The sequence below is a fragment of the Bradyrhizobium sp. USDA 4503 genome (genome assembly GCF_054055815.1).
This window is the reverse complement of sequence record NZ_JBSRXS010000001.1, coordinates 1,699,918-1,719,229: the sequence shown is the minus strand read 5'-3', so window position 1 is coordinate 1,719,229 and position 19,312 is coordinate 1,699,918. Positions and strand designations below refer to the sequence as shown.

Here is a 19,312-nt window from a genome sequence, read left to right as displayed (position 1 = left end):
GCCACGACCAATACGGAAAGCGTGACCGCCTTAGTGGCGAACCGCTCTCGGTTGACAAATCTTCTGAACAGGATGTCATCGAAAGTGCGCCGACGCCCTACGAATGCCTGCGAAGGAATAGCAAACGCCAACCACGTAGACAGCTATGCTGAGTCCTTGCGCCGCGAGCCACACATTCTTTCCCGCTGGAATCGCGTGGTAATAAAAATTCGGCCAGAAATAATTGCAGATTACATAGCCCGCACCAGCGGATACGAGCGTAGCGATCAGACCGAACGAGCACAGATCGGGCGCAATGCGCTCGTGACTGGAAAGATTTAGTGAAGTGCCTTGTCGATTTATGGCTTGATAGCAAAAGCCGATTGCAACCATGCCGAGGCCGCCTGCCTTGAGGGTCAATTCCGCTAGCACCGCCGGACAGCCCCACCAGAGCGTAATGTTTCTCAAAAAGTCCGGACCCACGTCTCCGGCTATGGCGCCAACCATGTAGTGGGCGATGGGAATAAAGCCGGTCAGAAATCCCGTGATAAAGAGCCCGAGACCCCAGCGAATGAACTTCCAGCTTAGCGTCGTGGGGGTGACGGCGGCTTGGCCGTCTATTGCAATGGTCGCGGTGCTCATACTCACCTCCGTTCTATGCGTGAACGCCCTGAAAGGCACCTTGGCGCGCCCGAATGTTAGCGACAGTAAGGGCGCACGGATATGCAAAATCGGTGGACTGTTCCCAAGGCCGGCCTGTACGCCACGGGTCGATAGTTGCCCTAAATCCATCTGAAATTGGGACCGCAGCTTTCGCTGCGGCCCCTCGCTTCGGTTCGAATAGTGAGGCTCAATTGACCTTGACGACCGCCGGAGGCTTCCACGAACCGTTGATGATCGAGGGCGAGTTCTCCTTCGGCCAATACATTCGCAGCATCAGCACGAAGTCTCCCTTGGGAGCAGGTAGCCAATTGGCTTCCTTATCTGCGCCGGGCGACTCGTTTTGGAAGTACAGGGTCAACGAGCCATCAGCATTGATGGTTGGATTGTTACGCATGCTGACGGTGAACTTGTTGAGGGGATTGGGAACAAACCACCAGCCCTGATCGATCATGTACATGGTGAAGGACCAGAATGCATTGACCGGAGGCGTGCCACCTTTTGGAAAGGTCACCGTGTACTTGTTGGCACCGTTCAATTTCTGCCCGGTGGAGTCGACTTCGGTGTTGGGATAGACGGCATCCCGCTCCTGATTGGCGGGCCAGCCGAATGCCGCCACGACTGCGCGCTTCATGTAGGTAGAGGGGTCGTAGGTGCCGAGACCTGTCGTGACCACCCAGCCATCTACGATCTTACCGAGGCTCTCCTTGTTGGCCTCAATTTTCTTCAGAGCAGTCTGCGGAATATCTTTCAGCGCAGCTTGTACGGAAGGATCGAGCTTGTTTAGCTCGAATGGTTTGCCGGGTACGATGCCGACCTTCGCCATGCGCGCGAGCATCGGGGCATCCGCTGCCGCCGGCGGGGCGGCCTCTCCCATCAGCTTGGCCATGAGGTTGAAGTAGACCTCCGTTCCCATGCCAAGAATGACCGTCTGCGGCTTGTCGGTCATGCTGAAGCCCGGGTTCGGATTCACCGGTGGTGCCACCGGGACGTAGGGCTTGCCCCACGCGGACAGAGGCGTGATCTTATATTGGGCCTGCAGCGCGTTAACCTCCTTGTAGTCTTTCTCCGTACCATCCGCGTAGGTGCGGCCGAGAATGACGACGTAACGGGTGGCAACCGGGAAATGCTTCAGTCCCGCTGGGACATCTCCCTTCCAGCCTGGACCGGTGAACAAGTAGTTGGCTGCCTTTCCACCAGCCGTGCGGCTGCTTGGCGACGCCTCTGCATCCGACATCCAGAGATCGGTCACCTCGAACAGATAGAAGCGATCACCCATGTCGGGGTGACTGAACACCTGCGGTTCAGTCAGGTCGAGCCACGTCACCGAATACAGCGTATCCGCGTTAGGAGCGGAAACCCCTCGATAGTCCGCCGCCGGATAGCGAGGGATATTGATGAACTGGCCGGTCGGGCTTGTGAAGCCCTCTATTTTTGGAACGTTGCTCATCTGAACCCGCGTAACCTCGGTCGTAATGAGCGAATAGCCGTAGACGTAAGCGTCTTCGGCGATCTGTCGCGCCTCCGTGGGGGACAGAGATTGCGCATATGCGGGCAGGGTCATCGCGAGGCCCATCACCGCGACGAAGCCGCTGACGAGCAGAGTGTAGAAAAAGGATTTTCCGGTCGATCTCATGGCATTCCTTTTGCGTTTGGGAGACAGCCTCATCAATCCGCAGCACGACACTGCAACGAAAAGCGGGGGGCCGCTTTCCTTTTGCAATAGTCGCACATGACGTTATCGGACGGACGGCCTGCGCACTATGCAAATCCGGCAAAAAGTGCCGAGGACCGCTCCGGGTCAAACTGCGACTTCAACCCTGTTTCAGCGCTGGTCCGCTATACGCCGGATACCGGACGCTGCGGTGGCTCCCGTGAAGGTTAGCAGCGGGCCACAAGCGGCGATCGAAGATCACGAGAGACGAGCCGGAATCCGACCATTCGGGTTTATCTTCAGATACTCACCGCGATCCGTGCCGAAAGCTGTGGTGTTGAGCAACGCCAAGCATTGCCCAATAAGCCCTGTTGGGCCCAAACAACGGAGCCGCGCCGCCAGGCAGTTCCAGGCCCATTCTGCCTGCTGGCGTTAACTCGCAATCGTTTAGCACATCCCTATCCGGGTATTGCGCCTGAAACGAAGCCGGATTTGAATTCGCCCACGTCGGGCACTGGGCACTTGCAGAGCTTATCACGCCAATCGACATAATCGCTGCAATAATAGAAGTCCTGAATCCACTCACAGTCGTACTCCGGAACGGTTGTTGTTTTCGTGCGGAGCATTCGCGCTGGCTAGAATCGGCTACTCTGTTGAAAGCGTTTCCTTCGAATTCTTTTTTGGACAAGAATTACGTAGGTATGCGCTTGGGAAAAGACACTCAGTGAAAAATCACGGCTGCGCGAACGGCAAATCGGTATGCTCACCGTTGCGTGACCCGCACCCGCACGCAGGCAGATGGCAAACCAGCACACGGCGAGAGGGGCTGCGCAGAGGTTACGTTTAGTCTCAGGCCGGTGGTCGGACGTCGCACCAGTCATGCAAGCGTTAACGTAGTAACGTTCGTCCGCGCTTCCCACCTTAGCGTGTGCATAGTAACTCTTTTGTCGGAAGCTTCATGCGAACTCATAAGTTACTTACTGCTCTCATTCTCGCGAGCCTGATCGCGGCGCCATCGATGGCACTGGCCATGGCAGCGAGTTTCGAAACGCCACTGCGCCCTCCCGTCATCGTCGGTGCCCCTCGGTTGGTATCTCCGCGCGCGGCAGTACCCTACGTGATGGACCCCAGACGCACCACGCTCCACTGGCCAAACGCCAGCGCCAAATTTCATCGTTGATTGATGCGCAGGGCTTGAAGGATCTGCTGCGGATGCCGAACAATCAGGGCTGCCGCCCCTTCGCGAGCGTGATTTCGAGCGTGTGTCCGATACTCGTCGCCGAACGCCCGGCGATGTCCGGGTAGGGTCAAAAGCCGCCTATCGCGGTCAACCGACCGACGTCCGCTCTTTCTCAATGAACTGACCTATCGTCAAGTTACCTGCCAAGCCGTTTGGAAGGCTACGGGCTCTTGTCCATTAACCGTTCGTCATTCCTGTCGCCCCTGATCGGCGAGCCGTGGGCCTGGCAGTCGCGCAACTGCTGGGATTTCGCCTGCCACGTCGAAAAGGAACTGTTTGGGCGCGATCTTCCGCACGTCTCGGTGCCGAGCGGCTTCTCGAAGCGCTGGGTGCTGGAATCCTTCGAGGGACATCCCGAGCGAGGCTTGTGGCGAGAAGTGCCGGAGGGGCCCGGCGGCCTTGTCGTCGCCGCGGATGGCGCGCTTGTGCTGATGGCCCACCTTCGGGTGCCGGCGCATATCGGCGTCTGGCTGCGGTCCGAGCAGCGGGTCATCCACTGCGACGAGAGGCAGGGAGTCGCCTGCGAAACCGTTCTGGCCCTGCGTCAAATGGGCTGGAAGAAGCTGACGTTTTTCGAGCCAAACTGACATGCATGGATCGCTGAAACCCGCTCCGGCGCCTCGCGCTCCGGTACCGCGGCCGCGTGACCGCCGTCGGCGTGAGCGCGCTACCCGCCATCCCGCTCTGCATCTCGTGATGCCGGGCCTCGAGGTCGCGCGCGCTGAGCCGCGATCGCGGGAGACCGTGACGTCCTTCCTGCGCCGGACCAACTGGGCGTGGCGCGATCGCACCTATGGCTGGCAGTTCGCGAAGGGCCTGCCGACCATCCTCGAGATCAACGGCGAGGCGGTGCTGCGGAAGGAATGGCGCTACCGCCGGATCGGCCCCGACGACCAGGTCCGCTTCCTCAGCTTCCCGCGCGGCGGCGAGCAGGGTGGCAACGCCGTCAAGCAGATCATCGGCATCGTTGCCCTGGTGGCGGTTTCGGCATTCGCGCTTTGGGCGCCAGTCGGCCTGTTCGGTCTCGCCGCAGGCAGCTTCGGCGCGACGGCGCTCGGTGCAGGCCTCGCGATCGGCGGCACGCTCCTCGTCAACGCCCTGATCCTGCCGAAGGCGGGCGCGACCAACTCGCCGAGCGCGACACCGGACCAGATCTATTCGGTGACGGCTCAGGGTAACGTCGCGAAACTCGGGCAGCCGCTGCCGGTCTGGTACGGCCGCCTGAAGGCGTTCCCCGACTTCGCCGCGACGCCATGGGCCGAATTCGTCGGCAACGATCAATACCTCAACCTGCTGCTCTCGGTCTCGATGGGCAGCATGTCCTACGAGAAGATCTACGTCGACGACACGATCTTCTGGGATTCGGTCAACGGAGTCTCGGCGTCATTCGCCGGCGCGCAGGTCGCGTTCTACGAGCCGGGCGCGACCGTCACGCTGTTTCCGACCAACGTCGACCAGTCGGCCGAGGTCACCGGCCAGCAGCTGCCTTCGGGATCCGGCTCGTCTGGCGGCCAATATGACGCCATGGGCGCGCCGCTGCCGCCATCGGCTACGTCGCCTGGCGCCTGGGTTGGGCCGTTTGTCGCCAATCCCGCCGGCACGCTGTCGCAGTCGATCGCTGTGGACTTCGCGTTCCCGGCGGGCTGCTTCACCATCAGCGGCAAAGACAACTCGATCGGCTATTCGAACGTCGGACTGACGGCCGAATACGCCACCTGCGACGACGCCGGCAACCAGACCGGACCGTTCGTGACGTTGTTCTCGCAGTCGTTCCAGTACGCGTCCCAGGCGCCGGTCCGGAACAGCGTGAAGGTCGACGTCTTTCCGGGGCGGTATCTGGTCCGCTTCCGCCGCGAGGATGCCGAGCTCGCCGGCACCGGCGGCTCCAACTCGGTGATCTGGGCCGGTTTGCGCTCGTTCCTGAAGGGCAACAATTCGTTCCCAGACGTCTCGACAATCGCTATTCGGATCAAGGCGTCCCAATCGACGCAGGGATCCTACAAGTTCGGCGTGCTGGCCACCCGGGTGCTGCCGGTCTGGAACGGCGTGGCCTTTGTGCAGCAGGCAACGCGTAATCCAGGCTGGGCCTTCTTCGACAGCGCCGCCAATACCCAATACGGTTCAGGCCTAGGGATCTCGAAGGTCGATTTCAACGCCGTCGTGAACTTCGCCGCGGGTTGCACCAGCCGCGGCGACACGTTCGATTTCCGGTTCGATGCTGCGGTCGCGGTCCCGGATGCCTTCGACAAAATCCTCGCCGTCGCGCGCGCAAAGCACTTCTGGCTCGGCGATACCGTCTCCATCGTCCGTGATGAATGGCGCGACGTCCCGACTATGCTGCTGACGGATCGCGAGATCGTGCGAGACTCGACCTCTATCGATTTCACCATGCTTGGCGAGGAGGACCCGGACGCCGTCATCCTCGAATATGTCGACGAGAGCACCTGGCAGGCGGCGCAGGTCCAATATCCCCCGAACAACGACAGCTTCACCTCGCTCAACGCCACGACCATCCGAATTGATGGCATCGTCAATCGCCTGCAGGCCTTCCGCGAGTGTGCCTTCACCTATCTGCAGTCCTTCTATCGACGCGAGAACGTCACGATCGGCGTGGAGTACGAGGGCAGGGCGATCACCCTCGGCTCCGTCGTCCGGGTGCAGTCCGAACTGCCGCAAGCCTATGGCTATGGTGGTGCGGTCATCGGCGTGGCGGGCAATGCCCTGACGTTGGATCCGGCGCCGACGTGGGATAGCGGGCCGTTCTTCATCCGGCTGCGCCGGCCGAACGGCAAGTTCTTCGGTCCCATCGCGTGTACCGAGGGCGCCAACGCCGCGATCGCCAATCTCGATCCGACCAGCCTGGCGGCGGCACAAGCGGCGCAGTCGACCACGTTGGCCGCGGTACTGGCGCGCGAGGATGGTGGTGAGCCGGCATCCTTCGAGCTCGGTACGGGCGAGAGCGCATCGAAGCTCTGCCTCGTACTGAACGGCACGCCAAACGGCGACACCTGTTCACTCAGCCTCGTGGTTGACGACGAGCGGGTTCACGCGACCGATCTTGGCACGCCGCCGATCCTGCCCGGCCCACAATATCCCTCCAACGCCAAGGTTCCGTTGGTCTACGGTCTGAACGCCTACATCAGCCAAGGCACCGCCGAGCCGCGGTTGTTCGCCAGCTGGTTCCCGACCGAGGGCGCGATCTACTACGTCGCCGGCATCACGTACGACGGCGGCAAGAATTGGACTCAGGTCTACGAGGGCGCGGAGAACCAATTTGACGTCATCGTCAGCCTGGCGGCCGCGACCCTTCGTGTGCAGGCCGTCAACGCCACAATGCGCGGTGCCTATTCGACCGTCGATCTCGATGCTCCCACGGTCAAGCTGGCACCCGGCATGGTCACGCTCGAGTCGTTCAACGAGGCCTTGAAGAAGCAGGTGGCCGAAGTCACCGATCAGAACAACGACGAAATCAATGCGGCGCTCCAACTGATCAACTCGACCGTCGCCAACCAGGACGCTCGCAACTGGCTGGACATGAAATCCATCCGGTCTGAAATGTCAGCCCGCGTCGGCGCCGCCTTCGCGCAGATCGCCACTGTCCAGACCGTAGCCGTCGACGCGCAGCAGGCCGTCGCGGATCTCGAGACGACGGTCACGGCCGAGTTTGGCGACGTCAATGCGTCGATCGACGAGCATTCGACCGCGATCGCGACGCTGGACGGCTATGCTGCGGCGGCCTGGTCGCTGAAGCTGACCGTCAACGGCTATGTGACCGGCATCCAGCTGGTGAATGGCGGCGCCGGCACGTCCGCCATCATCTTTGTCGCCGACAAATTCCAGGTCCAGCTGCCGGGTGTGAATGGCGGTGCGCCTCAGCCGGTCTGGACGATCGGCACGATCAACGGCGTCGCATCGATCGGCTTTACCGGGAACATGTACCTGGATGGCACGGTTACGGCGCGAATGATGAACATCGGCGTTTTGAGCGCGATCACGGCCAATGTCGGCACGCTGACGGCCGGCATTATCCAGAGCTCGGACGGCAAGATGGTTATCAACCTCACGGCCGGCACGCTCATTATCTCCGAGTGACGGCGCTCCATGGCGGTTCGGATCTACATCGATGCCTTTCGCGTCACAGTGTCAAAGTCGGGATTTGACGCGCAGTTTCCGCCGGCCGTCGACTACAAATACCTGTCGCTGGACAGTCGGCTGAACCAGGGCAGGCCACTCGAGGTCGGCCTCATTCCGGCTTACACGTTTCTGAGCGGTGCAAAGGTGTTTTACTCCGGCAGTTACCCCACGCCGCCAGCTGTGGACATTGTCCCCTATAGCATCACGTCAGGGACTGCAGGATACGGGCAGACGCTCGTCATGCGGGACGCCAACAGCTCAACCGCAATTCAGCGATCGCCCTTCGCCGTGTTGTGCGCGAGGGATGGCTTTACTCCGGATGACTCCGGCCTGGTGTTCGCCCGATATTCTCGGCTGCATGGGTTGGCGTTCAACCTGTTCTATGTCGCCTGGAAGGTCTGGTAAGTGGCTCGCCGCTTTTTGATGGGCCTGCATCCGAGCCTTGGGCAATATGGCGCCTGGCTTTCCGTGCCTGGCGTCGACGTCGTTACGGCGACTGCTGCAGCGCAGTTCCTGCTGAAATCGGACGTCAAGAACGAGCAGGTCATCATGTCGGGCAGCATCTTCCTGCCGGCGCTGAGCGGTGATGTTGCGATACCCTATCCGGCGACGCTGCCGCAGAATCCGTTCGTCACGTTCCGGACCTACATTGACTCCGGAGTGGTGTCGTATCCCTACCGCCTGGATATGGCGGTGCCGAGGGACATCACCATAGGGGGGACGGTGTTTTACGAGATATCGAACGGCTTCCGCATCCAAAACAACCAGATGATTTTCAACAACTCGCTGTCCGAGTCCTACGGCATTTATGTCGACTACATGATCTTCAATCGGAGCCTCGGGTGACGCAGCGGGTTTTTATGCAGGGCGGACCGAGCGCCAGGCTGGTGGTCAGCAAGCCGGGCGTGGATGCAGCGCTGGCCAATCTGGACCAGACCGTGTTCGATTCCCGCTGGTCCGGTCACCAGTTCTATTTGAGCGGCACGCTGGACAGCATCAATGACAGCACCGCTCAATTGAACTTCGGCGAGACGCTCGACGCGCCGCCCTTCATGCTGGGCTATTGCGATCCGAGCATCCTTCTGAACCCGGGCGCACAATATCTCATGTGCGAGGCCTATCGCGGCGGCGGGACTGATTTCTGGATCTACGCGGCCGTGACGACGTCGTCCATCGTGTTTCGGTTCAAGTTCGGCAACCAGCAGGGGCGGCTCTATTTCTCGTTGTTCAGGAGGATCGCAGGGTGACGGGGGTGACACTCGACGCGGCATGGGCTGTGCCTGGCTACGTCCCTGCAGACGCCGCCGGGCAGGCGGTCGCGGTCAGTCCGGAGGCCATCACGGTCACGGTCGACGAGCCGGAGGCGGTCAACAAGACCAAGACCCTGATCCGGCACGACGAGACCGGATTCATTACGCAGGTCATTCTCGACGCCGAGCGGCCGATGGAGGAGATCTCCGCCGCGTACACGGCGGCCGGTATCGATCACATGCTGTATGACGGTCCGGTCGATATCCGGGAGGCCTATGTCGACGTGACAAAGGACCCGAAAGAGATCCTTCCGAAACCGGAGGTCGTCGTCACGGGCGAGATCCGGCCGATCAAGGCGGACGGCGTCGATGCACTGCATCTGACGGTCCAGCCGGAGAAGTTCACGGTCTACGTTTGGTTCGAGGGCAGGCTGGTCCATCAGGAGGACGTCGTCGACGGCGGCCTCGAGTTCGCGATCGACCAGGCCGGCACGTTCCGGGTAACCATCGTTGCCGCGCAACCATACAAGGTCGGCGCCTTCGAGGTGGTCGCGCAATGAAAATCAGCATCTCGCCGCTCGTTCAGGAGAAGAAGCGCGCGGAGCGTCGCATCAACACGTACCTGATGGTTGACGGCCACGACGTTGCGCATTCACGCAAGCATATGCTGGCGCTGTCGGTCCAGGGCGGTGTCGCGCCGACCGCAGAATTTGAAGAGGCGGCGCGGATCGAGGGCAAGACCGCTCAGGAGCTCGCGGCGATCATCCTCGCGAAGCCTGACGATCTCATGGTCAAGGAAAACCGGCGCAGGGGCCTCGTCGTCGCCGTGCGCAATGCGCGGACCTTGGAGGAGCTGAGCAAGATCCTCGCGGATAACAACGTTCCCGCGCATTACGAGGACCAGCGGCTCGCGCTGCTGCCGTAGCCTCAACACTCAACCAGCCAAACAAACTGCATTCGAGGGGTTTCTCGAGATGACGGCACTTGCCAGCTATTCGACCGGGACGGTCTCCGTCGCCGCCGGCGGTACGATTGTTTCCGGCTCAGCGACGATCTGGTCGGGCACGAATGTTCGGCCTGGCGACGTCCTGCAGATCGGCAATTTTCAAACGATCATCGCCGATGTTACCGACCCGACGCATCTCGTCATTCCGCCGTGGGGCGGCGGCGCGCAAGCCGACGTCGCTTATGTCGTCTGGAAAATGTCGCCGCAGCGCATCGCCGGCGCGCAGGCGATGGCTGATGTTTCAACGCTCGTCGCGGCGCTGAACACGACCGGCTTTTTCTGGTTCGTCGACGCGGCGCTCGCTGCGCCTGATCCCTCGCTCGGCTCGGACGGTCAATTTGCGCTGCAGCCATCGACCGGGAAAATGTGGGTTCATGTCGCCGGCGCGTGGACCTACCTCGGGATTTACCGGGGTCTCGGCATCCCTGCGCCTTACGACAACGCCAAGGCCTACAATCTGATGGACGTCGCCACGATCGGCGGATCGTCCTACGTCTGGATCAACGCGGCCTCGAGCTCCGGTCACGCGCCGCCAGATCCGACCTATTGGGCGCTGCTCGCCAGCAAAGGCGATACTGGCCCAACGGGGCCACTGCCGTGGCTGCAAACTGCGACATGGGCGACGGGACAGAACTACGTTGCTGGCCCTCCGGCGAGCGTCGTGGTGCATCCGATCAATAGGAACATTTATCAGTGCCTGGTTGCTCACGTATCGGGAACGTTTGCGACTGATGTTACGGCGGGTAAATGGCGGCTGATCGGTCAGAGCGCGGCCGAGGGCACCAGCACGAGCTCGATCACTGTCGGCGCCGGCAGCGTCCCGTTTACCACGCAGACGGATCTGTCATACCAGAACGGCGTTCGCCTTCGCGCTTCGTCCAATGCCAACATCGGCAACTGGCAAGAGGGTGTCTGCACTTACGACCCGTCGACCGGCGCTCTGCTCATGTTCCGGGATAAGTTTGCCGGCGCCGGCACGTTCAACGATTGGAATTTCAACCGGGTTGGTCAGCCCGGCGCCGGCGACCTGTCATCGACAGCTAACCTGTCCGATCTGACCAACAAGCCTGCTGCGATCGTCAATCTCGGTATTCCCGGTTTGATGCTCGGCCATCTGTCCGGCTTGAAGATTACATCGCCAGGCGCCGTCTCGACGTTCAGCGTCAGCGCCGGTGTCGCTTGCGATCGAAACGCGGGTGACATGATCGCCCTCAGTGCTGCGCTGACTAAGTCGAGTTCGGCATGGGCGGCGGGCAACAACAATGGCTGCCTCGATACCGGGGCGCTTGCGAACGGCTTCTACCATGTCTTCGTGATAAAGAATCCGACGACGTCGACCGTCGACGTGCTCATGTCAAAGAGCGCGACCGCGCCGACGCTGCCTGCTGGATATACGTTGTTCCGTCGCATCGGTGTCGTTTGGCACAACTCGGGCGGCCTATTCTCGCAGATCCTACAGCGCGGTCGAGAATTCTTTTGGCCCGGTTCGGCGCTGGATGCGAGCATTACTCTCGGAACGACTCTGCAGACGTTCGCGCTCGGCAGTTGTCCGACCGGCGTCAGGGTGCAAGCCTTAGTGAACGTCATTGCGTGGAACCCCACGCAAAACACCGTGTGGTGGACGCACGAGACCGGCCTTACCGACAACGCGCCTAGCTATTCGGTCGGCGGGAACGGTTTGGAAGCATCAACCGCCACTTCCGGCAATGCAAATGACCTGCGCGTTTGGACTGATACATCAGCGCAGATTGCTGCGCGATCATCCTTTGCGAACACGTCTTATCGGTGTTTTACGCGCGGTTGGTTCGATCCATTGGAGGGATGAAGCAGATGGGATTTGTACAGCGAAACAGCGATGGCGCCATCGTCGGATGGTTTGCCTGTGAGCAACCGGCGCCGATGGTGACCGAACTGGTCGCCGACGACGACCCGGCGGTGATTGCATTTCTTAATCCGCCGGCGCCGGTGCCGTCCTATTGCACCAAGCTCGGCCTGAAACGGGCCTTCGACGAGCTCGGCACATGGGCCGCGGTCAAGGCTGCGATCGCGGCTGATGCGAACGTCCAGGAGGAGTGGGATCTCGCGACCGAGATCCGGCGCGCAGATCCTCTGGTGCAGCATATGATCGCGGTCGTCGGCCTCTCCGACGCGCAAGTCGACCGACTGCTCATACGCGCAAATGTTCTGACCGGCGCGTGATCCACGAGCAAGCATAAGCCTACGTTGGTCTTTGCAGTTTTATTGAGTGCGGGTTAACGGCTAGCAGCTGGAATAGGGCACGGTCTCCCGCGTATTTGGCAGCCCGCCGGGTCGCTTCCCTTCCGGCCATCAATGTATTGCCGGATTGATCGCGAACCTCCCAATCCCAGCCACGTCTGCGACGATCAATTAAAACAACTTCCAACATGGTGACTCCTCTACGTCATGTCTTGCGACGGTTGAGGCGGGACGTTCACGCGCCCGGGGGAAAAAGCTGAGATTGACAATGTTTGTATCGCGGTATGCCTCTTCCGAAACCCGAGCTGCGCCGCGAGCAATTTGAGATCCCGATGGATGGTGTTGCGATGGGTTCGCAACAGCGCCAAGTACTCGTCGATCATCGTCGTCATCCTTTGACGGTCGCTTTCTTTTCCTTGAAATTGGTGGGTCACGCCCCCAAAAAAATTAAGGCGAACGCGTTGACTGTCAAGAGGTTAGAAGATCGCCGTTTTCGGCGTACCTAGCTCCCTGGAGCGGCGTGTCGCCTGCATCGTAGGTGATTGACAGGTTTGCCTCGGGAGGACGAAGCTCGTCGCATGAAGGCGCGGGTGCGACCGCCGATGTTTAGTTTTCAGGTCTACCTTTTCGGAAAGGACGGTCACATCACCGCTCGGATGGATATTTGTTGCGAAGACGAGGAAGACGCCAAGCTGCGAGCGAAGCAACTGGTTGGCGCTCACCCGGTTGAACTTTGGAATGGAGACCGTCTGAATGCGAGGTTTGACGCTGAGCCGAGCGGCCGATCATGAAGATGCTCACCGAATATTTGGAACGCGCCGTCGAGTTTGAGAGACTCGCTGCCTTGGAGAGCAATGAAGATTTCAAGGCAAAGTTGTTAAAGCATATCGTAAGTTGGCGGAAGCGCGCGCCGAGCAGTACGGACTGCCGAAGCCGAGCCCTCCAGAGACGACGTAATTTAGTTCACTTCAGCTTTCCTTAGTTTGATCCAAATCAGCGAACGGGACACATGCGGTTCGAACGTCCTGCAATGCGCTACGATTGGGTGACAATGGCTGCGTGCATCTCGACGGCTCTCGCGATGCTGGCGATTATTCTCTTGTTTGCGAGCTAGGCCTCAGCAGGCTTTTTTGGCGTTGCCGAAAGTCTATCGGCCACTGGGCTAACCCCCTTTAACCCTCTGATTATTCAGCTCATTCAGGGCGCAGGCACGTCTCTGCGTGCGGTCCCGAGCACGGCCTTCCGTCAGCCCACAAAAGGACTATCACAATGATCACCGCAGTCATTTCTGCGAGCGCTATCGATCGCGGTCGTCGATCTCTCCGCCGCGCACGTCGACCAGCTTCTCACCTGGTCTGACCGGGGCTCCAGTCGGCACTGGCTGCGCACCGTTTGCCGCTCAACACCTCGCCACTTCCTAACAAAAGGGGATACCGATGGTCGACCTGACCGCGCTGAAACGCGCGAACGATAGCCGCTGGTCTCATGCCAGGATCACCCGTGCCTCGAGCACGTTCACCCAGGTGGCGACGCGCCTGGTCGCGCCGGCGGCGAAGGCGCGTTATCTGGCTGTGGCCTCGCGAACCGGCGTGCCGTGGTTCGTCATCGCCGTCATCCACGAGCGCGAATGCTCGCAGAGCTGGGCCGGCTCGCTGGCGCAGGGTGATCCCTGGAACAAGAGGTCGGTGCATGTGCCGGCCGGCCGCGGGCCGTTCAAGTCCTGGGAAGATTGCGCTGTCGACGCGCTGGTGAATTGCGCTCCCTATGCCGCGCGTAACAAGGACTGGTCGATCGGTGGCATTCTGACGCTACTCGAGCAATATAACGGCCTTGGTTACGCGTCGCGTGGCCGGCCGTCGCCCTACATCTGGGCCGGCACCGATCAGTATGTCAGCGGCAAGTATGTCCGCGACGGTGTCTATGATCCGAACGCCGTGGATCAGCAGCTCGGCTGCGCCGGCATGCTGCAAGCCATGATGCGTCTCGACGCCTCGATCAAGTTCGGTGCTGCGGCCGCCGTCGGGTCGGCGCTGGTCGCGCAGAAAACCGGGCAGGCCGTTGTCGCTGCGCCCTCCGATTCCGCTCCGTCCATCACGCGTCCCGCGCCTGGCAGCATTGGTGCCTGGATCGCGTCCTTCTTCAAAAAAGCTGCTTAGGAGAACGAACCATGCTCTGGCTTGCCCTGATTGCCGGCATCGCGCTCGCGATGGTCTACGTCCTGATCGTCCGGCCGATCCTCAAGACGCAGCCGATGCTGGCGCCGGCGTTTGCGGCCGAGGCTACGTTCCTGCAGAAGGCGCGTGCCAAGCTGACCGGGTTCAAAACCCTGATCGCGGCCTGGCTCACGGTGATCTCCGGTGTCGTGGTTGAGTTGTACGACCAGGCGCTGCCGCTGATCTCCGGGCAGGACTGGACGCCGTTGACGGCAAGGCTGCCGAGCTGGGCGCTGCCGGTCGGCATGGTCTGCATCGGCCTTCTGTTCGGGTATCTGCGCAAGCTCACCGAGAATCCGCCGCAGGTCATCATCCAGAAGGTCGACGGCATCGCGCAAGTCGTCGACGTCCATCCGCCGGCAAGGGGCTGACCGCCATGTGGCAATTTCTCGCCAACCTGATCGGTGGCCCGATCGTCAGCGGGCTGATCAGTGCCTACAAGGCGAAGCTTGCGGCCGGCAACACGTCGGAGCACATCGCCGCCGATCTGGCGGCGCGGGAGCTCGCGGTCGAGAGCCGCGAACGCGAGCTCGCCGTCCAGCAAAACATCGCCGACGAAGGGCTATGGTGGACGGCGGCACCGCGGGCGATCGCGTGCTGGTCGTTCGCGCTCTTCATCGCGAAATGCGTGGTCTGGGACACCGTGCTCGGGCTCGGCACCACGCCGCCGCTCAAGGGCGACCTGGCGACCTGGGCCGGCTGGCTGATGGCGTTGTGGTTCGGCGGCCGCTCGATCGAGAAGATCGCGCGGATCATCAAGAGGTAGGCCGATGAGCGATGCGGTGGTGACATGGGGTGCGATCGTCGCGGCGGTCGGTGTGCTCGGAACGATCATTACCTTCTGGACCCGCTATTCCGATCGCATCACCAAGGCCGAGGCGGCTGCGGCTGCAGCCGCCACCACGGCGGCAGCTGCGGTCGCCGAGGTCAAGCGGACGTCAGAGATCGCGATCGCCGAGGCCAGGCGCGAGGCAAATCAGGCTGCAAGCGCGCACGCTGCTGAGCTCGCCGCGAAGCTTTACCAGGTCGAGATCTGGGCGCGGGACGAATTCGTCCGCAAGACCAGCTTCGAGAATGTCATCCGGCGGCTCGAGGCAGGCTTTACCGAGCTCAGGACGGACATCGGCGGGCGCCTCGACCGCATGACCGACCGGATCGAGGCGGTCAAAGCGGGACCGCATCAGTGAGGCTCCAACCTTCCTGGGGCTAGAGCAAGCGCCGCTCGCGTAAATTTTAAGCGGGCGGCGTTCTGTTGTGCTCGCCCCAAAGAAACGGCCCCAGCGAGGGGCCAGTGCAAACGAGAGGCCGCGTCGCGCGAACGGCCCGGCCGGGTAAATCTGAAAATCATCCGCATTGAAAACCTGCCCCGGCCCGAAAATCCTAGCCCACCTTGCATCCGCAGTAATTCCGGGAAAACACGTAGTGTCCTAGTTTGTTCTCCCGAGTGTCCTAACTGGGGCAGCACCTCCTGGGGCCATGCACGATGGTAGGCATAACGGCTTTTTAGCCGCTCTCTCCCCGGTGTTGTCTGTAAGGGAAGAGCCGGAGCTCTCCGGATAAGCCGATAAAGAACTTTTTAAAGCCGCCCTGCAATCCTCGTTGTCAATGGATCAAGCCCCGCCATGGCAATGGCTCATGCCCGCGCTGCGGCGCGGATACGCTCGACCGGCGGGTTGGATGGTGCGCGACAACAGAACGGTGGAGGCAAGCCGGTTGCCGGAGCCCACGCGGACGGAAGCACCAGTTAGAAGCCGGGAAGCGTCACGACATCAGGAGCCGCCCAGACCTTAAAGGAGCGATTTTCATGAAAGGCTTATTGCTCGCTGTCGGCATCCTTTTGGCTCTTTACGTCGCCGATCAGCATTTCAGCCACGGTAAGTACACCGACGCTGTCCAGCGCATGGCGGCTCAGATGAGACATTCGTTCGGTGTGTAGGGCCGCCTCAGTTGGCGGCCTCTTTGGCCTCTGGGTGTAGCGACTGGTGACTTCCGAGACTCACCTCGTCGTCTCGGCCTACGTCGCATCTGCGAGCCCGAAACAAAAATCCCAGCGCTTCCGGGGAGTTAAAGCGCTGGCATACGCTGACGTCAGGTTCTTGCCCAACGAAGACATTTAGGCATTGTTGGTGCTATGATTAGTCGCTAACTGCAGTGCAGCATTTACATTTCGGGCGTTCCAACTGACATCCAAAGACCAGCCGGGACTTCAACGCAGGCCTCTCGTCAACGAGCCGGCTCAGGAACGCGCCGAGCGCTTGGCCAATCTGCTGGCCTCCATAGTTGAGTCCAGCGACGACGTGATCGTTAGCAAGAATCTAGACGGCATTATTACAAGCTGGAACAAGGCGGCCGAGCGCGTCTTTGGCTACTCGGCCTCCGAGGCGATCGGTCGGCCCATTACGATTGTGATCCCGGAGGACCGACTGAGCGAAGAACGTGAGATCTTAACGCGCATCCGACGTGGTGAACGGATCGACCATTTCGAGACGGTTCGGCGACGTAAGGATGGTAGCTCAATCGTCGTTTCGCTCACTGTTTCTCCCGTCAAAGATGCCCACGGCAACATCGTTGGCGCATCGAAGATTGCTAGGGATATCACCGAGCAGAAGCGGGCTCAGGAGCAGATTGGCATTCTCGCTCGCGAGGCGGAGCACCGAAGCAAGAACATCCTCTCGAACGTACAGGCGATCATCAATCTTTCTCAGTCCGACACTTCCGAAGGCCTCAAGGAGGTGATCAGCGGGCGCATCCAAGCGATGGCAAATGTTCACTCGCTGTTCGTTGAAACGCGCTGGATAGGCGCTGAAGTCTCGGCGATCGCCAAGCAGGAACTCGCCCCTTATCTCGATGAACACGGCACGCGGGTTCGGATGGACGGTCTTCAAACCGTGTTAGAACCTACCGCTGCGCAGGCGATTGCTGTGGTCTTGCATGAGTTGGCAACCAATGCTTCCAAGTATGGAGCGCTATCTAACGCGAAAGGCCACGTTGAGTTGACGTGGTCGCGCAGCAAGGATGGACAACTGGCGCTCCGTTGGACCGAATTGGATGGTCCGAGCGTAAATGCGCCACAACGCAAGGGCTTTGGTAGTCGCCTCATCGAAGGAACGATCAACCCGCTTGGCGGGAAGGTGCTCTTTGACTGGCGCGCGGAAGGGCTGCTTTGCGAAATTGCCGTTCCGACTTGACGGCGAACTGGCTTCGCTGCTCTTGCGGCAACTTCCACGCATGGCCCATCGCGTCATTTCGCTGCGTTGCGGAATTTGGGTCACTATCGGGGCATAGTAGACTCTAGCAAGTCGACCGACCGGCAGATTTATGGGTTCACGGCCTTACCAAAACACCACCTTGCCCGGCTGTCCCGATGGGGATGGCCGGGCTTTTTTGCGTTTGTGGACCACTCTCCGTATCAAACCGGATATGCTCAGCATCAGCCGGCACTATGTCCGATTGCATGGGCGACCCAGTGATTTCTCCTCCGAAGATCATTTTTCCTGGCTGCAATGATTTCGCTGCTAGCCGCCCGCCTGCTTTTGCTTACCTACGAGGTCGGCTCGCTCATCTTTCATTCCGCCGGCGGTTGATCCTTCGATCCGGCTGAAATCCTTGCCGCGTAGGCGGCACCCAGTGGGGCGCTTCCTTCTGTGGGATCTGAGCGATCTCGGAAACGCGACGCCGCATCTCGAAGCGGCGTCCCTCTAAGGTAGGCTCGCGAGCGACGTCGCTGGCCAAATCCAGGTGACCACCACGCGCGGCCATCTCTCGGCTCCCGGGGGGGTGGTTGACGTGAGCGGCGGAAGGGCAAAGATAATCTTGACCTCTGTTCGCGAGACTGTGAGCAGAGTTCAGGTGATGGCTATCGCGCTCGACGGAATTTGTGCGAGTGGCGGGATCGCCTTCGAATTCCTATGATCGGTGACCGCGTTGATTGTGTGGAAGTGATACGAACCGTCTTCACTCCGCTCGAAGAGGGGAATTTCGGCCTAGGCGCTGATCGCAAGGAAAGAGCCGAGCGCTGATGCGTAACGGGAGCGTCCTGGCGCTTTAAGACAACAGTCGCATAAGCGACGACCGGACGCTGCCTTCGCTTCTCCTCATCTGCCTGATCACGCCTGCCGCGCTAATTGGCGGCCTTTGGCAGGCGCGGGTGCATACTTAACGACGGGTGTGACACGCCGGGCGTGTGTCAGCTGCGACGATCGCGCCTATCGAACATGTTGCGGAAGCCGCGCGGCAACTCCGGGATCTCGCCATCATCAGGCTTGTTGCACAGCGGGCAGGGCGCGCCCGCGCCGCCGCAGGCACATGCGTGGGGACCGGTCCAGGGCTGATCCGGATGGTTCTCGCAGACCCAGCGGGTGTCGTCGCAAAGGATGCAGTGCGGGTCGGTCATGACAGTGCGTCCTTCACCCGGCTCATTGCCGGGTGCGTCCGGTTCTTGACCTTGATCCAGTTTTTCGAGCGACCGGCGGTGTAGATGCGATCGCGGTGCTTTGACACCAGACCCTCGAGGCCCATCAGGCAGGCGTGGCGATAGAGCTCCGGGCCGATCCCGCCCTGCTCGAATGGTGCAAGGTGGATGCCATCGATGCGGCGAGCGAGAATGCGGGCGAGGTTGGCTTTGCGCAGGTGCAGCGGCAGCTTGCGGAGATCGTCGCCCTCGAGTGCGAGGATGTCGAAGGCGTAGAGCTGCACCTCGTCGTCATGCCGGCGCGAGTGCAGGCCGTTGAAGTCGCTCCGGCCATCGACGGCGAGCAGCACGGCTTCGCCATCGATAACGAATTGCCGGCAGCGGTTGCGAAGCGCCGCCTCGGCGATGAGCGGAAAACGCGTGCTCCAATCATAGCCGTTGCGGGTGAACAGCCGCACGCGGTTGCCGTCGCGCTGGACGATCAGGCGGTAGCCATCGTGCTTGATCTCATGCAGCCAGTCGGCGCCGCTGGGCACAGCCTTTCCCGC

The 19,312-nt window shown here is 60.9% G+C and carries 19 protein-coding genes; 15 read left to right on the top strand and 4 right to left on the bottom strand.

Annotation, left to right across the window (positions count from 1 at the left end):
• Nucleotides 1–75: 75 nt before the first annotated feature.
• Together ACVMIH_RS08285 and ACVMIH_RS08280 are read right to left on the bottom strand one after the other, a co-directional pair.
• Entirely contained in the window at nt 76–621 is a 546-nt protein-coding gene (locus ACVMIH_RS08285) for a hypothetical protein (protein ID WP_456861246.1), read from the bottom strand.
• A 208-nt stretch (nt 622–829) separates the two neighbouring features.
• On the bottom strand, nt 830–2,275 hold the full coding sequence (locus ACVMIH_RS08280) for a DUF1254 domain-containing protein (RefSeq protein WP_456861244.1): 1,446 nt from the start codon (nt 2,273–2,275) through the stop codon (nt 830–832).
• A gap of 1,410 nt (nt 2,276–3,685) precedes the next feature.
• Here ACVMIH_RS08280 and ACVMIH_RS08275 point away from each other — a divergent pair.
• From ACVMIH_RS08275 to ACVMIH_RS08205, 15 genes are all read left to right on the top strand, one after another.
• Entirely contained in the window at nt 3,686–4,120 is a 435-nt protein-coding gene (locus ACVMIH_RS08275; protein ID WP_456861243.1) for a hypothetical protein, read from the top strand.
• 157 nt (nt 4,121–4,277) lie between these two features.
• A complete protein-coding gene (locus ACVMIH_RS08270) occupies nt 4,278–7,625 on the top strand; it encodes a host specificity factor TipJ family phage tail protein (protein WP_456861241.1) in 3,348 nt (1,115 codons plus the stop codon).
• Between the two features lie 9 nt (nt 7,626–7,634).
• A complete protein-coding gene (locus ACVMIH_RS08265) occupies nt 7,635–8,072 on the top strand; it encodes a hypothetical protein (protein ID WP_456861239.1) in 438 nt (145 codons plus the stop codon).
• Nucleotides 8,073–8,513: a hypothetical protein gene (locus ACVMIH_RS08260; protein ID WP_456861237.1), complete on the top strand. Its 441-nt coding sequence runs from the start codon at nt 8,073–8,075 to the stop codon at nt 8,511–8,513.
• Nucleotides 8,510–8,914, top strand: coding sequence for a hypothetical protein (locus tag ACVMIH_RS08255; protein WP_456861235.1), 405 nt, complete (start codon nt 8,510–8,512; stop codon nt 8,912–8,914). Before ACVMIH_RS08260 ends, ACVMIH_RS08255 begins: the two co-directional genes overlap by 4 nt.
• A complete protein-coding gene (locus ACVMIH_RS08250; protein WP_456861233.1) occupies nt 8,911–9,477 on the top strand; it encodes a hypothetical protein in 567 nt (188 codons plus the stop codon). Before ACVMIH_RS08255 ends, ACVMIH_RS08250 begins: the two co-directional genes overlap by 4 nt.
• Nucleotides 9,474–9,842 (top strand): hypothetical protein, encoded by a 369-nt coding sequence (locus ACVMIH_RS08245; RefSeq protein WP_456861231.1) that lies wholly within the window; start codon nt 9,474–9,476, stop codon nt 9,840–9,842. The genes ACVMIH_RS08250 and ACVMIH_RS08245 overlap by 4 nt, the downstream gene beginning before the upstream one ends.
• A gap of 49 nt (nt 9,843–9,891) precedes the next feature.
• Nucleotides 9,892–11,748, top strand: coding sequence for a hypothetical protein (locus ACVMIH_RS08240; RefSeq protein WP_456861229.1), 1,857 nt, complete (start codon nt 9,892–9,894; stop codon nt 11,746–11,748).
• 5 nt (nt 11,749–11,753) lie between these two features.
• Complete coding sequence (locus tag ACVMIH_RS08235) at nt 11,754–12,122, top strand: hypothetical protein (RefSeq protein ID WP_456861227.1); 369 nt, start codon at nt 11,754–11,756, stop codon at nt 12,120–12,122.
• Between the two features lie 1,454 nt (nt 12,123–13,576).
• A complete protein-coding gene (locus tag ACVMIH_RS08230) occupies nt 13,577–14,296 on the top strand; it encodes a hypothetical protein (protein ID WP_456861226.1) in 720 nt (239 codons plus the stop codon).
• Between the two features lie 11 nt (nt 14,297–14,307).
• Nucleotides 14,308–14,724 (top strand): hypothetical protein, encoded by a 417-nt coding sequence (locus ACVMIH_RS08225; protein WP_456861225.1) that lies wholly within the window; start codon nt 14,308–14,310, stop codon nt 14,722–14,724.
• 5 nt (nt 14,725–14,729) lie between these two features.
• Complete coding sequence (locus ACVMIH_RS08220) at nt 14,730–15,119, top strand: hypothetical protein (protein ID WP_456861223.1); 390 nt, start codon at nt 14,730–14,732, stop codon at nt 15,117–15,119.
• Nucleotides 15,120–15,123: 4 nt separating this feature from the next.
• Complete coding sequence (locus ACVMIH_RS08215; protein ID WP_456861221.1) at nt 15,124–15,540, top strand: hypothetical protein; 417 nt, start codon at nt 15,124–15,126, stop codon at nt 15,538–15,540.
• A 617-nt stretch (nt 15,541–16,157) separates the two neighbouring features.
• Nucleotides 16,158–16,289: a hypothetical protein gene (locus tag ACVMIH_RS08210; RefSeq protein ID WP_456861219.1), complete on the top strand. Its 132-nt coding sequence runs from the start codon at nt 16,158–16,160 to the stop codon at nt 16,287–16,289.
• 319 nt (nt 16,290–16,608) lie between these two features.
• Complete coding sequence (locus tag ACVMIH_RS08205) at nt 16,609–17,541, top strand: PAS domain S-box protein (RefSeq protein ID WP_456861218.1); 933 nt, start codon at nt 16,609–16,611, stop codon at nt 17,539–17,541.
• Between the two features lie 998 nt (nt 17,542–18,539).
• Here the strand turns inward: ACVMIH_RS08205 and ACVMIH_RS08200 are convergent.
• A complete protein-coding gene (locus ACVMIH_RS08200; protein ID WP_456861216.1) occupies nt 18,540–18,746 on the bottom strand; it encodes a hypothetical protein in 207 nt (68 codons plus the stop codon).
• A complete protein-coding gene (locus ACVMIH_RS08195; protein WP_456861214.1) occupies nt 18,743–19,300 on the bottom strand; it encodes an ATP-dependent DNA ligase in 558 nt (185 codons plus the stop codon). The genes ACVMIH_RS08200 and ACVMIH_RS08195 overlap by 4 nt, the downstream gene beginning before the upstream one ends.
• Nucleotides 19,301–19,312: the final 12 nt, after the last annotated feature.

Coding starts and splice junctions, on each gene's coding strand:
- ACVMIH_RS08285 (WP_456861246.1), bottom strand. CDS start 621: ATGAGCACCGCGACCATTGCAATAGACGGCCAAGCCGCCGTCACCCCC.
- ACVMIH_RS08280 (WP_456861244.1), bottom strand. CDS start 2,275: ATGAGATCGACCGGAAAATCCTTTTTCTACACTCTGCTCGTCAGCGGC.
- ACVMIH_RS08265 (WP_456861239.1), top strand. CDS start 7,635: ATGGCGGTTCGGATCTACATCGATGCCTTTCGCGTCACAGTGTCAAAG.
- ACVMIH_RS08245 (WP_456861231.1), top strand. CDS start 9,474: ATGAAAATCAGCATCTCGCCGCTCGTTCAGGAGAAGAAGCGCGCGGAG.
- ACVMIH_RS08240 (WP_456861229.1), top strand. CDS start 9,892: ATGACGGCACTTGCCAGCTATTCGACCGGGACGGTCTCCGTCGCCGCC.
- ACVMIH_RS08235 (WP_456861227.1), top strand. CDS start 11,754: ATGGGATTTGTACAGCGAAACAGCGATGGCGCCATCGTCGGATGGTTT.
- ACVMIH_RS08230 (WP_456861226.1), top strand. CDS start 13,577: ATGGTCGACCTGACCGCGCTGAAACGCGCGAACGATAGCCGCTGGTCT.
- ACVMIH_RS08225 (WP_456861225.1), top strand. CDS start 14,308: ATGCTCTGGCTTGCCCTGATTGCCGGCATCGCGCTCGCGATGGTCTAC.
- ACVMIH_RS08220 (WP_456861223.1), top strand. CDS start 14,730: ATGTGGCAATTTCTCGCCAACCTGATCGGTGGCCCGATCGTCAGCGGG.
- ACVMIH_RS08215 (WP_456861221.1), top strand. CDS start 15,124: ATGAGCGATGCGGTGGTGACATGGGGTGCGATCGTCGCGGCGGTCGGT.
- ACVMIH_RS08210 (WP_456861219.1), top strand. CDS start 16,158: ATGAAAGGCTTATTGCTCGCTGTCGGCATCCTTTTGGCTCTTTACGTC.
- ACVMIH_RS08200 (WP_456861216.1), bottom strand. CDS start 18,746: ATGACCGACCCGCACTGCATCCTTTGCGACGACACCCGCTGGGTCTGC.